The sequence below is a fragment of the Mycolicibacter minnesotensis genome, assembly GCF_010731755.1.
In the GTDB taxonomy this organism is placed as follows: domain Bacteria; phylum Actinomycetota; class Actinomycetes; order Mycobacteriales; family Mycobacteriaceae; genus Mycobacterium; species Mycobacterium minnesotense.
In genome coordinates this window covers 409514-421670 of sequence record NZ_AP022589.1, presented here as the reverse complement: position 1 = coordinate 421670, position 12157 = coordinate 409514, and the positions used below count along the sequence as shown (strand labels likewise).

Here is a 12157-nt window from a genome sequence, read left to right as displayed (position 1 = left end):
GCCGCAGCGTCAGGACCCGTCCATCAGCCTGATCAGCCGCTGCGGCGCGGTCAGCCGAAACGACGCATCGACCAGCTCCCTAACCTCGTCCCAATCCACCTCCGTCGCAGTGAAATCCAGGCCAAGCCAGCCGGACGGGCCAAAATACATGGGTGAGAAGAACCGGCTGTCCTGTTCCAGCGCACGCCGCTCGGACTCATCAACCTTGATCAGAAGCGCATGGGGATAGTGCACCACCGCGCTGGTGGCCTTGCTGGCACCGCCGTAGACGGCGAACATCTTGGGGGCGCAGAACACCGGGCGACCGTGAGAGATCTTCTCGAACGCCTCCGGAAAGCCCAGCGCGACGCTGCGCAGCTCCGCCAGACCTGGATCGCCGTCGCGGAACATGACTGGGTGCGGCATGCCGCCAGGGTAGCGAGCAGATAACCTGCGGTGGTGAGTCCAGAGGCCGACAGCGTGACCCCGGACCTCAGGCGGCAGTGGCACGACCTGGCTGAAGAGGTCCGAGAACATCAGTTCCGCTACTACGTCAAAGACGCGCCGATCATCACCGACGGCGAATTCGACCAGTTGTTCAACCGGCTCCTCGCATTGGAAGAAGCACATCCGGAACTGCGCACCGCCGATTCGCCGACTCAGCTGGTAGGCGGCGCCGGGTTCACCACGGAGTTCGCGCCCGCCGAGCATCTGGAGCGCATGCTGTCTTTGGAAGATGTCTTCTCGCCCGATGAGCTGACGGCGTGGGCTGGCCGGGTCACTGGTGAGATCGGCGGCGACACCAGCTATCTGTGTGAACTCAAGGTCGACGGCGTGGCGCTCGGGCTGGTGTATCGCAACGGCCGGTTGAGCAGCGGCGCCACCCGCGGCGATGGCCGGGTCGGTGAGGACGTCACGCTGAACGCGCGCACCATCATCGACATCCCCGAATACCTCAACACGGACACCGAATTCCCGATCCCGGCCGTGCTGGAGGTACGCGGCGAAGTCTACTTCCGGCTGGAAGACTTCGAAGCCCTCAACGCCGGGCTGGTAGCCGAAGGAAAGCCGCCGTTTGCCAACCCCCGCAACAGTGCGGCTGGATCCCTGCGGCAGAAGAACCCCGCGATCACCGCCCGGCGCAACCTGCGCATGGTCTGTCACGGACTGGGTTTCGCCGACGGCTTCAACCCTGACACCCTGCACGACGCCTACGCCGCGATGAAATCCTGGGGCCTGCCGGTATCAGCCCATACCGCGCGTGTCGAAGGTATGGCCGCAGTGGCCGAGCGCATCAGCTACTGGGGCGAACACCGCCACGACGTGGAGCACGAAATCGACGGTGTGGTGGTCAAAGTCGATGACCGCGCATTGCAGCGCCGGCTCGGCGCTACCTCGCGGGTGCCACGTTGGGCGGTGGCCTACAAGTACCCGCCCGAGGAGGCCCAGACCACCCTGCTCGACATCCGAGTCAGCGTCGGGCGCACCGGACGGGTCACGCCGTTCGCACACATGTCCCCGGTCAAGGTCGCCGGTTCCACGGTGGCGCTGGCCACGTTGCACAACGCCTCGGAAGTCAAGCGCAAAGGCGTGCTGATCGGGGATACCGTGGTGATTCGCAAGGCCGGAGATGTCATTCCCGAGGTACTCGGACCCGTGGTCGACCTCCGCGACGGCAGTGAGCGCCCCTTCGTCATGCCGACCCACTGTCCGGAATGCGGAACTCTGTTGGCGCCGGCGAAGGAAGCCGACGTCGATATTCGCTGTCCCAATTCCCAGTCCTGCCCGGCGCAGCTGCGCGAGCGGGTGTTTCATGTGGCTGGCCGTGGGGCGTTCGACATCGAAGCGTTGGGTTATGAGGCGGCAACGGCGCTGTTGGCGGCCGGGGCAATCAGCGATGAGGGTGATCTGTTCACGCTCACCGAAGACGACCTGCTGCGCACCGACCTGTTCACCACCAAGGACGGCGCGCTGTCGAAGAACGGTCGGCAGCTGCTGGTCAACCTCGACAAGGCCAAGGCGCAACCGCTGTGGCGGGTATTGGTGGCGTTGTCGATCCGTCACGTGGGCCCGACCGCGGCGCGGGCCCTGGCTACCGAATTCGGCAGTCTGGCTGCCATCACGGCGGCCACCACCGAGCAGTTGGCCGCTGTTGAAGGCGTCGGACCGACCATCGCCGCGGCGGTCACCGAATGGTTCGACGTCGACTGGCATCGTGCGATCGTCGACAAATGGCGGGCCGCGGGCGTGCGGATGGCCGATGAGCGAGACGAGAGCATCCAGCGCACCCTGGAGGGGCTCAGCATTGTGGTGACCGGCTCGCTGACCGGCTACTCGCGTGATGAGGCCAAGGAGGCGATCATCGCCCGCGGGGGCCGGGCGGCGGGCTCGGTGTCGAAGAAGACCGCCTATGTGGTGGCCGGCGATGCGCCCGGCTCGAAGTACGACAAGGCCATCGAGCTCGGGGTCCCGGTCCTGGACGAACAGGGTTTCGTCCACCTGCTGGCCGACGGGCCGGGGGATCCCGAGGACCCGGCGCCGCAGCTCTAGCGCCGATCAGCGCAGCAGCGTCGCCACGATCCCTGCCAGATACCCCAGCCGGACCACTTCCGCGGGAAGGAAATCCGGGCCTCCAGTACGTCCGAGCACAATCGCGGTGCGCGGGTTGCCCAGCGGTGCCGCGGCCAAGGCGACATCCATCTCGCGCCAGACCGAAGGCACCCATGTGGCGGTGTTGTCCAGGGCGGTCGGCCGCTCGATCGGCAACCATGGCACCGCCTCGACCTGGGTCTCCGGCGTTCCCGGGCTGCCGGCCAGGCGGCGGAATCCCCCGTCGGAGCCCTCGGCGCGCAGCACCACACACCAGCTGACCCGCAGCACACGGGGCGTTTCGTTGGCCAACTTCGCCAGCTTGGCGCTGCGGTCTCCGGCGGCCGCGACATGATCGATCAGCTCAAGCTCACGGTGCGCATCCAGCAGGCCGGTGTGCGGACGAATGCTGTGCACCCGAACCCCGGGCAGCCGCTCGGCGGCGGTGATCAGCACATCGGGCATCGATCCCTGCGGCAGCTCGACCACCAGATCGTCGATCGCCGAACCGGTGCCGCGGTCGACAACGTCCAGGGACAAGATGTCGGCCCCCACTGAGCCCAGGCCCACGGCGAGGGAGCCGAGGCTGCCGGGGCGGTCGTCGAGTTCGACGCGCAGCAGATAGGAAGGCATGGGCAACTTTCCCACAGTGCCAGGCCGCGTCGCCGAAAGTGAGGCCGGTCTCACGCTCGCCGCCGCACGGGGCTTCAACGGTGGCGACTAGGCTTTGCACCCGTGTCCCAGATCTCCCGTGACGACGTAGCGCACCTGGCCCGCTTGGCTCGGCTGGCGCTGACCGACGACGAGTTGGACGGCTTCGCCGGCCAACTCGATGCGATTCTGACTCATGTCAGCACGATTGCGGCCGTAGACGTCACCGGCGTCGAGGCCACTGACAATCCGCTCAAGGACGTCAACGTCACCAGGCCCGATGAGATCGTCGCAGGGCTTACCCAGGCTCAAGCGCTGGCCGCCGCGCCGCGCACCGCCGAGAACCGCTTTGCGGTCCCGCAGATTCTGGGGGAGGGCCAGTGAGTGAGTTGATCCGCCTCGACGCGGCCACTCTGGCGACCAAGATCGCCGCCCGTGAGGTCTCCTCGGTCGAGGTCACCCGCGCGCATCTGGACCAGATCGCGGCCACCGATGACCGGTACGGGGCCTTCCTGCACGTCGCCGCCGACGCCGCGCTGGTCGCGGCGGAAGCCGCCGACAAGGCCATTGCCGCCGGCGAGGCACCGTCGGCGCTGGCCGGCGTTCCGTTGGCGCTCAAGGATGTGTTCACCACCGTCGACTCGCCCACCACCTGCGGATCGAAGATTCTGGACGGCTGGCAGCCTCCCTACGACGCCACCGTCACTGCCCGACTGCGTGCGGCCGGCATCCCGATCCTGGGCAAGACCAACATGGACGAGTTCGCCATGGGCTCGTCCACGGAGAACTCCGCATTCGGTCCGACGCGCAACCCGTGGGATGTCGAGCGGGTGCCGGGGGGATCCGGTGGCGGTAGCGCCGCGGCGCTGGCGGCGTTTCAAGCCCCACTGGCCATCGGTACCGACACCGGCGGTTCGATCCGGCAGCCGGCCGCGCTGACCGCAACGGTAGGCGTCAAGCCCACCTACGGCACCGTGAGCCGCTACGGACTGGTGGCGTGTGCGTCGTCACTGGACCAGGGCGGGCCGTGCGCACGCACCGTGCTCGACACTGCGCTGCTGCATCAGGTGATCGCTGGACACGACCCGCGCGACTCCACCTCACTGGACGCGCCCGTGCCCGATGTCGTGGGCGCCGCACGCGCCGGTGCCACCGGTGATCTGTCCGGTGTTCGGATCGGCGTGGTGCGCCAGCTGCACAGCGGGGAGGGCTACCAGCCGGGTGTGCTGGCGTCGTTCAACGCCGCCGTCGAACAGTTGAAAGCGTTGGGCGCACAGGTCTCTGAGGTGGACTGTCCGCACTTCGACTACTCCCTGTCGGCCTACTATCTGATCCTGCCCTCGGAGGTCTCGTCCAACCTGGCTCGCTTCGACGCGATGCGCTTCGGGCTGCGGGTCGGCGACGACGGCACCCACAGTGCCGAGGAGGTGATGGCGCTGACCCGGGCGGCAGGCTTTGGACCTGAGGTCAAACGCCGGATCATGCTCGGCACCTATGCGCTGTCCGCGGGTTACTACGACGCCTACTACAACCAGGCGCAGAAGGTGCGAACCCTGATCGCCCGCGACCTGGACGAGGCGTATCAGTCCGTCGACGTGCTGATCTCCCCTACCACGCCCACCACGGCGTTCCGGCTGGGTGAGAAGGTCGATGACCCGCTCGCGATGTACCTGTTCGACCTGTGCACCCTGCCGCTGAACCTGGCTGGGCACTGCGGCATGTCGGTACCGTCCGGGCTGTCCGGCGACGACGGGCTCCCCGTGGGCCTACAGATCATGGCGCCCGCCTTGGCCGACGACAGGTTGTACCGGGTGGGCGCGGCCTACGAGGCCGCCCGCGGGGAGTTGCCCGCCGCGATCTGAGCCGGTTTGACCCCCGAGCGTGCTTTCGGCGAGGAAAGTTCGAGTGGAGCTCGCCACTAACCACCGTCTCGGGGTGACCGAACCGGCAAGATGGTCCCATGCGGATCGGAGTGCTCACGGGTGGCGGTGACTGTCCCGGATTGAACGCGGTGATCAGGGCGGTGGTGCGCACCTGCGACTCGCGCTATGGATCGACGGTGGTCGGTTTCCAGGACGGCTGGCGCGGCCTGCTGGAGAACCGTCGCATCCAGTTGGCCAACGATGACCGCAACGATCGGTTGCTGGGCAAGGGCGGCACCATGCTGGGCACCGCTCGGGTGAACCCGGAGTTGCTGCGCGCCGGACTGGATCAGGTGAAGCAGACCCTCGATGACAACGGCATCGACGTGCTCATTCCCATCGGCGGCGAGGGGACTTTGACTGCGGCGCACTGGTTGTCGCAGGAGAACGTTCCGGTGGTCGGTGTGCCCAAGACCATCGACAACGATATCGATTGCACCGACGTCACTTTCGGTCACGACACCGCACTTCAGGTCGCAACCGACGCCATCGATCGGCTGCACTCCACCGCTGAATCGCACCAGCGGGTGATGCTGGTCGAAGTGATGGGGCGTCACGCTGGTTGGATCGCGCTCAACGCCGGCTTGGCCACCGGTGCGCACATGACGTTGATCCCCGAGCAGCCCTTCGATGTCGAAGAGGTCTGCCGGCTGGTCAAACAGCGTTTCCAGCACGGCTCGTCGCACTTCATCTGCGTTGTCGCCGAGGGGGCCAAACCCGCTGCCGGATCGATGGAGCTGCGGGCCGGTGGTGTCGACGAGTTCGGCCACGAGAGGTTCACCGGGGTTGCCGCGCAACTGGCCATCGAAATCGAGAAGCGGGTCAAGAAGGAAGTCCGTACCACCGTGCTGGGCCATGTGCAGCGCGGCGGCACTCCGACCGCCTATGACCGGGTCCTTGCAACCCGATTCGGCGTCAATGCCGCGGACGCCGCGCACGCCGGCGAATACGGCATGATGGTGTCGTTGCGCGGCCAGGAGATCGGCAGGGTGGCGCTGGCCGACGCGGTCCGCCAGCTCAAGGTGGTGCCGCAGAGCCGCTACGACGACGCGGCGGCATTCTTCGGCTAGTTCGCGTGTGGCGTGACAACGCTGCGAAATGGCTTCACAATGGTGAAGTTGTGTTTTCTGGTGCCTGATTGACGAAGGCTGGGGGTGGAGTATGGGAAAGATGGTGTTGTCCGCCGTGGCGCTGTGCGGACTGCCGATGGGACTGGTGCTCGCCGCACCGGCTTTCGCCAGTGGGGACCAGATCGGCGATTACGTCACCGATCACGGCAACGATGTCTGCGCATTCATCAACGACCAGCCGAGCTTGGCCGGCGTCAAGCACGCGGTCAGTCACATCCTGGCGACCAGCGGCCTACCGGAGGACCAGACGGGGCGGCTGTTGGCCAGTTCGGTGATCGCCGACTGCCCCCAAGACGGCCCGCTGGTGCAGGAATTCGTTTTGTACGAAAGGCTCCGGCAGCAGAACGGCCCGGGTGTCGGCGTCACGCTCGGACCCTGACCGCACGGCCGCTCCCGGTCAGAGGTCGCTGGGGTCGTCGGGTACGTCCACGGCGTAATCGGCCAGCACCTCAAGGCTGACCACGTCGAGCGTGCGCTCATGGGTGGCTGCCAGTACCACCGGCGCGGCGCAGCCGTCGCGGTGGGCTCGCAACCAGTTCAACGCGGTGACGCACCACCGATCTCCGGGTGTGAGCCCGGGGAATCGGTAGGCCGGCATCGGCGTGGACAAGTCGTTACCGATCGAGCGTTGGTGTTCCAGGAACTCGCCCGTGACGACAGCGCAAATAGTGTGCAGCCCAATGTCCTCGGGCCCTGACGAGCAACAGCCGTCGCGATAGAAGCCGGTGATCGGGTCGTTGCCGCACGGCTCCAGCGGGCCGCCCAGTACGTTGCGGTCGGGCATGGAGGCCAGTCTAGGGCGGTGGCGCCTACGGTGAGGTATGGCGGAGCAGAATCGTGAGCAGTTGTGGGGGAGCATCGACGGTATCTACTGGAAGATCTGCGAGCACCCATTTATCGCGGGCCTTACCGACGGGACTCTGGGCCGCAACCAGTTTCACCACTATCTGGTGCAGGACGCCCATTACCTGCAGGGGTACGCACGGGCATTGAAGGGCTGCGCGGCAATGGCCCCGATCGCCTCGGAGCAGACCATGTTCGCCGAGCATGCCGACGTGGCGATCACTGCCGAAGCCGAATTGCATTCCGGACTGCTCGCAGAGCTGGCGGCGGGGGTCGATCCTGCCGCGGCTGGGCTGCTCGCCCCGACGACGCAGGCCTACGTCAGCTACCTGATGTCCGTCACCGCGTCGGGCTCCTACGCCGAGGCCGTGGCCGCAGTGCTGCCCTGTTACTGGATCTATGCCCGGGTGGGGGAGCACCTGCAGCGTCACGGTTCCCCGGAGCCGCTGTTCCAGCGCTGGATCGACACCTATGCCGGTGAGGAGTACCAGGCCGTGGTCGAGGAAGTGCTCGCCGTCGCCGACCGGGTCGGAATGTACGCGCCGGCCGCAGAGTGGGAGTTGATGCTCGGGCATCTGCGCACCGCCGCACGCTATGAGTGGATGTTCTTCGACGCTGCCCACCGGCTGGAGGACTGGCCGGTGTGACCAAGCCGGACAAAGGAGTCACCTAGACTTTGCGTCTATGACCGCTGCTGTCGCCGAACTGCTTGACTACGACGACGTCCTCGCCCGCTTCGACCCGGTTCTGGGCCTGGAAGTGCACGTCGAGCTGTCCACGGCCACCAAGATGTTCTGCGGATGCTCGACGGCCTTCGGCGCAGAGCCGAATACCCAGGTGTGTCCGGTGTGTCTGGGGCTGCCCGGTTCGCTGCCGGTGCTCAACGCCACTGCGGTCGAGTCGGCGATCCGGATCGGGTTGGCGCTCAACTGCGAGATCGCCTCCTGGTGCCGGTTCGCCCGGAAGAACTATTTCTATCCCGACCAGCCAAAGAACTATCAGATCTCCCAGTACGACGAGCCAATCGCCTTCAACGGCTTCCTGGACGTGCCGCTGGAGGACGGTTCGGTGTGGCGGGTGGACATTGAGCGTGCCCACATGGAGGAAGACACCGGCAAGCTCACTCACGTGGGCAGCGACACCGGCCGGATCGAGGGCGCCAGCGAATCCCTGGTGGACTACAACCGGGCCGGTGTGCCGCTGATAGAGATCGTCACCAAACCGATCACTGGCGCTGGCGAACGTGCACCCCAGATCGCCCGGGCATATGTGACCGCACTGCGGGATCTGTTGCGGGCATTGGACGTTTCTGACGTGCGCATGGACCAGGGTTCGATGCGCTGCGACGCGAACGTGTCGCTGAAGCCCACCGGTGCAGCCGAATTCGGCACTCGAACCGAGACCAAGAACGTCAACTCGCTCAAGAGTGTCGAGGTGGCGGTGAGCTACGAGATGCGGCGCCAAGGGGCGGTGTTGAGCAGCGGCGGGACTGTCGTTCAGGAGACCCGGCACTTCCATGAGGCCGGCTACACCAGCCCAGGCCGGGCCAAGGAGACCGCGGAGGACTACCGGTACTTCCCCGAGCCCGATCTGGAGCCGGTGGCTCCGCCAACCGAGCTGGTCGCCGAGCTTCGGAACACCATCCCGGAACTGCCGTGGCTGGCCCGCAAGAAGATCCAGGAGCAGTGGGGCGTCTCCGACGAGGTGATGCGCGACTTGGTCAACGCAGGCGCGGTCGAGTTGGTCGCAGCCACGGTGGCCGCCGGGGCCTCCAGTGAGGCAGCCCGGGCCTGGTGGGGAAACTTCTTGGTGCAGAAGGCCAACGAAGCCGGTATCGAACTGGACGCGCTGGCTATCACGCCCCAGCAGGTCGCCGATGTCGTGGCGCTGGTGGACTCCGGTGAGCTGTCCAACAAGCTGGCAAGACAGGTGGTTGAGGGCGTGCTGGCCGGAGAGGGAGAGCCGGCCCAGGTAATGGCCGACCGAGGATTGGTCGTGGTGCGTGACGACTCGGTGATCCAGGCCGCCATCGACGAGGCGCTGGCAGCCAATCCCGATGTGGCCGAGAAGATTCGGGGCGGAAAAGTTCAGGCGGCCGGAGCCATCGTGGGTGCGGTGATGAAAGCCACCAAAGGCCAGGCCGACGCCGCCCGGGTGCGTGAACTGGTGCTCGCCGCCTGCGGTTAGCCGCGGCCGCCCAGCTCCCGCTATCGGAGAGCTACGGCAGCTGGCGGACTGGCTGGTGGCCCCGGTGGTCGAACATGAACCGCAGCCACCGAACGTCGATCAGCATTGTCGGCTCCTTTTCGCTAGGTGGTCAAGTGGTGACCCCCTGACCTGAGTTCCAAGGTAAGTCGCATATTTAAGGCGCTCGGGCGGAGTCAGTAATACTTCTGTGAGAACCCGTGTCCCGACGCCCCCAACGAAGGTGGCCCCCCTCACAAGCGAAGGGGGCCAACTGCGTTGATCGGGTTATACGCTGGTGTTGAAGATGTCGCTGACCAGCTGAACCAGCGAGTCGGCCCCGTCGTCCAGCGGGTTGCCCGCGCCGTCCCAGCCCAGTGCACCGGCGATGATCTCCTGCAGGCTTTCCCAGGCGCCGATGGGTCCGACGCCCAGGCCGGGAACGTCCAACGGGAAGCCCAAGTCGAGGTTGATGCCCAGACCGTTGAGGAGCGAGCCGCCGATTCCCGGACTGCTGCCATCGAAGATGTCGTTGACATAGCCGTACACGTCGGTGCCCGTCTCTCCGGGTGATAGCAGCCCGCCGAAGGTGTAGCTCAGCGAGCTGATGGTGATGCCCTCGGGCAACTGGTCGGCGAGCAACGGCAGCAGTGCATCGAGGTTCACTGTGGCCCCGTTCAGGAATCCGCCGACGATGTTGGCGGGCATGTTGGCCACGTCCTGCAGCGCTGCCGTCCAGTCCGGGTTGTCACCGGCCAGTGCGGTGCTGATGTCGTTGACACTGTTGCCCAGTGCCACCAGCGGGCTGATGGATGGACTGAGCGCACCGATCAGCACACCGCTCAGCGGCGAGGCCGCGAACGACAGAATCGGCTCGAGCTGGTCGGTGGGGATGGGGAAGTCGCTGGGCAGCATCTGCGGCAGAACCAGCGCGATCAGCGTGTGGTACCCATCGTTGCTCAGCCCCAGCGGGGAGATCGGTAGGTCGGTGGACATGCTGGGTTGGACGATCGCATCAAGGACCGCCTGCGGGTCGATCGACGTGCCATTAATGAGGTCCGCGATCAGCTGCTGGCCGGCGACGAAGGGTGCCGCCGACATGGTGTCCCACAGCGTGGTGGCGTTGTCTTTGGCGGTGGCGAACACGTCCTGCCAGGCGCCTAAGGGGTCGAAGTCGGCGGTGAGGGCCACCGTGGCTGAATGCGTGGCAGTCAGGCCTGGCAGTGGGACGACGGCCGGGGTGGCGGCGACGGCGCCGGCGCCGATGAGCGCGACGCCTGCTGCTACCCAGGGAGCGGGGGCGAAGTGTTGCATAGGTCTCCTCGTTACGTAAGCGTGACGGCTGCCACGACAGCGAAAGGTTACTTGAAAGTAGCTTAGGTGCAAATGAACTGATCGCTAACAAAAACCCAGGTGAATCAATATTCACCCTGGATGACCTGCAGATATCTCGGAATCGGCCAAAAGATTGACAGAGAATTCCCAGAAACTTAGTGGCGCCAAGCGGAAGGATTGCCGCAGTCGGTGGACCACAGTGGCGCTCGGGAGCATTGCTGTCGCGGAAGAGCTCGGCCCTCGAGCAACGCGGCTTGAGGCGTGCGAGGGAGTGGGGGAGAACGATCGCGCGGAACGCGCCGGGCGTGCGCCTAGTCTTTGTCGTCGTTGGCGCGCGGGAACCCGCCGCCGGAGGGGAACAGTGGGAACACCACGTCGTCGAGCTTCTCGGCGTCCCCTGCGGTCTTGTTCACCGTCGCGCCCCAGACGTTGCCGTCCGGCGACATCTTGACTGCCCAGACATGACCATGGGTGTCCTGGCGCATGACCTCGGGCTCGCTGGTGACCGATCCGGTGCCGGCAGCCAGGCGCACCGCCACCGTCTGTTTGGTGTTGACCAGATTGACGAGCACGACACCGTCCATCGCGGCGCAGCCGGCGACACCGGGCTTGTCCGGCCACGTCCACACGGTCGAGACCCGCGAATCCTTGGTGATGCGCTGCAGTCGATCCCCGCTCGGCGTGCGGTCGGTGACGTAGAGCGAACCGTCGACATGGTCGATGCACATTCCGCCGCCGGCTCCCATTCCGCTCAGTGCAGTGGTCGGTGCCGCCTGGCCGATGGTCGTGGGTTGCTCGATACGCAGGACTTTGCCTGCGGTGGATCCTGGGTCAGCGGCTGCGGCCGGATTGCCCGCGTCCCCGGTGAGCACCACCAGGGTGGTCGGGCTGGTGAAGATCAACGCACCGGTGTTGCCGGTCGGGCCTTTGGGAATGCCGGTCAGGATGTCTTTGGGGACATCGCCGTCGGCGATTCGGATCACCCGGTTGTCGGTGGGCGTGCTGATGTAGGCGTACATCAGCCTGTCCTGCGTGTAGGTCGGCGACAACACGATGTCCATGAGCCCGCCGTCACCGGCCGGGTCGACGCCTATGACCGTCTTCACCTTCGGCTCGGCGGTCAAAGAGACTTCCTTGACGGCGCCCGTGGTGCGTTCGGCGACCAATGCCGATTTGCTGTCGCCGTGCATGATCAGCCCGCTGGTGCTTTCCAAGCAGCCCTGCATCACCCCGGGCGCCGGGCACTGCTTGGGGAATGGGTTGGCGGGCAGCGGCGGAGGCGGCGGGGGAGTCGTGGCAGGCGCCATTCCGCGCCGGGGCACGGTGGTGAAGGGCTGAGATTGAGCGTCGTCGAAGTGCGCGCAGCCGGTCAGAGCCAGCAGCGCCGCGCCCAAAACGACAGGCACCCGGTGAACCGCCCCGCGCATCCGCATGCCCGTCAGGTTACGGACACCGGGTTGGGTTTCGCCACGACGCCCACCGCACCGCCCCCGCCGGGCCGGATTCGATTCGCTAACGAAGGCG

Annotated in this window: 12 protein-coding genes; 7 read left to right on the top strand and 5 right to left on the bottom strand. The window is 66.2% G+C overall.

All coding sequences use genetic code 11. The features are described 5' to 3' along the window. Positions 1 to 9 precede the first annotated feature (9 nt). Entirely contained in the window at positions 10 to 405 is a 396-nt protein-coding gene (locus G6N09_RS02160; protein WP_083024334.1) for an MmcQ/YjbR family DNA-binding protein, read from the bottom strand. A gap of 33 nt (positions 406 to 438) precedes the next feature. Between G6N09_RS02160 and ligA the strand changes: the two genes are divergently transcribed. After that, entirely contained in the window at positions 439 to 2529 is a 2091-nt protein-coding gene (gene ligA / locus G6N09_RS02155) for an NAD-dependent DNA ligase LigA (RefSeq protein ID WP_083024555.1), read from the top strand. A 6-nt stretch (positions 2530 to 2535) separates the two neighbouring features. Here ligA and G6N09_RS02150 read toward each other — a convergent pair whose 3' ends face one another. Next, positions 2536 to 3201 (bottom strand): ACT domain-containing protein, encoded by a 666-nt coding sequence (locus G6N09_RS02150; RefSeq protein WP_083024331.1) that lies wholly within the window; start codon positions 3199 to 3201, stop codon positions 2536 to 2538. Positions 3202 to 3303: 102 nt separating this feature from the next. On the opposite strand from G6N09_RS02150, the gene gatC reads away from it, so the two are divergent. The 4 genes from gatC (at position 3304) to G6N09_RS02130 (ending at position 6650) form a co-directional block, all read left to right on the top strand. Beyond that, positions 3304 to 3603: an Asp-tRNA(Asn)/Glu-tRNA(Gln) amidotransferase subunit GatC gene (gene gatC / locus G6N09_RS02145; protein ID WP_083024330.1), complete on the top strand. Its 300-nt coding sequence runs from the start codon at positions 3304 to 3306 to the stop codon at positions 3601 to 3603. Next, complete coding sequence (gene gatA, locus G6N09_RS02140; protein WP_083024328.1) at positions 3600 to 5081, top strand: Asp-tRNA(Asn)/Glu-tRNA(Gln) amidotransferase subunit GatA; 1482 nt, start codon at positions 3600 to 3602, stop codon at positions 5079 to 5081. Before gatC ends, gatA begins: the two co-directional genes overlap by 4 nt. A gap of 98 nt (positions 5082 to 5179) precedes the next feature. Further along, positions 5180 to 6211 (top strand): ATP-dependent 6-phosphofructokinase, encoded by a 1032-nt coding sequence (locus tag G6N09_RS02135; RefSeq protein ID WP_083024326.1) that lies wholly within the window; start codon positions 5180 to 5182, stop codon positions 6209 to 6211. A gap of 91 nt (positions 6212 to 6302) precedes the next feature. Then, complete coding sequence (locus G6N09_RS02130; protein ID WP_083024323.1) at positions 6303 to 6650, top strand: hypothetical protein; 348 nt, start codon at positions 6303 to 6305, stop codon at positions 6648 to 6650. 18 nt (positions 6651 to 6668) lie between these two features. On the opposite strand, the gene G6N09_RS02125 is transcribed toward G6N09_RS02130, so the two are convergent. Next, positions 6669 to 7055: a DUF2237 family protein gene (locus G6N09_RS02125; protein WP_083024321.1), complete on the bottom strand. Its 387-nt coding sequence runs from the start codon at positions 7053 to 7055 to the stop codon at positions 6669 to 6671. A 37-nt stretch (positions 7056 to 7092) separates the two neighbouring features. Here G6N09_RS02125 and G6N09_RS02120 point away from each other — a divergent pair, with 37 nt between their 5' ends. Continuing rightward, the gene (locus G6N09_RS02120) at positions 7093 to 7761 is read left to right on the top strand and encodes a TenA family protein (protein WP_083024319.1); all 669 of its coding nucleotides are present in this window, start codon (positions 7093 to 7095) and stop codon (positions 7759 to 7761) included. Positions 7762 to 7798: 37 nt separating this feature from the next. Continuing rightward, positions 7799 to 9301 (top strand): Asp-tRNA(Asn)/Glu-tRNA(Gln) amidotransferase subunit GatB, encoded by a 1503-nt coding sequence (gene gatB, locus G6N09_RS02115; RefSeq protein WP_083024317.1) that lies wholly within the window; start codon positions 7799 to 7801, stop codon positions 9299 to 9301. A gap of 285 nt (positions 9302 to 9586) precedes the next feature. On the opposite strand, the gene gjpA is transcribed toward gatB, so the two are convergent. Further along, on the bottom strand, positions 9587 to 10612 hold the full coding sequence (gene gjpA, locus G6N09_RS02110; protein ID WP_083024314.1) for an outer membrane porin GjpA: 1026 nt from the start codon (positions 10610 to 10612) through the stop codon (positions 9587 to 9589). A gap of 332 nt (positions 10613 to 10944) precedes the next feature. Beyond that, a complete protein-coding gene (locus G6N09_RS02105; protein ID WP_083024311.1) occupies positions 10945 to 12066 on the bottom strand; it encodes a PQQ-dependent sugar dehydrogenase in 1122 nt (373 codons plus the stop codon). Between the last annotated feature and the right edge of the window lie 91 nt (positions 12067 to 12157).

Coding starts and splice junctions, on each gene's coding strand:
- G6N09_RS02160 (WP_083024334.1), bottom strand. CDS start 405: ATGCCGCACCCAGTCATGTTCCGCGACGGCGATCCAGGTCTGGCGGAG.
- G6N09_RS02150 (WP_083024331.1), bottom strand. CDS start 3,201: ATGCCTTCCTATCTGCTGCGCGTCGAACTCGACGACCGCCCCGGCAGC.
- G6N09_RS02135 (WP_083024326.1), top strand. CDS start 5,180: ATGCGGATCGGAGTGCTCACGGGTGGCGGTGACTGTCCCGGATTGAAC.
- G6N09_RS02130 (WP_083024323.1), top strand. CDS start 6,303: ATGGGAAAGATGGTGTTGTCCGCCGTGGCGCTGTGCGGACTGCCGATG.
- G6N09_RS02125 (WP_083024321.1), bottom strand. CDS start 7,055: ATGCCCGACCGCAACGTACTGGGCGGCCCGCTGGAGCCGTGCGGCAAC.
- G6N09_RS02120 (WP_083024319.1), top strand. CDS start 7,093: ATGGCGGAGCAGAATCGTGAGCAGTTGTGGGGGAGCATCGACGGTATC.
- gatB (WP_083024317.1), top strand. CDS start 7,799: ATGACCGCTGCTGTCGCCGAACTGCTTGACTACGACGACGTCCTCGCC.
- gjpA (WP_083024314.1), bottom strand. CDS start 10,612: ATGCAACACTTCGCCCCCGCTCCCTGGGTAGCAGCAGGCGTCGCGCTC.
- G6N09_RS02105 (WP_083024311.1), bottom strand. CDS start 12,066: ATGCGGATGCGCGGGGCGGTTCACCGGGTGCCTGTCGTTTTGGGCGCG.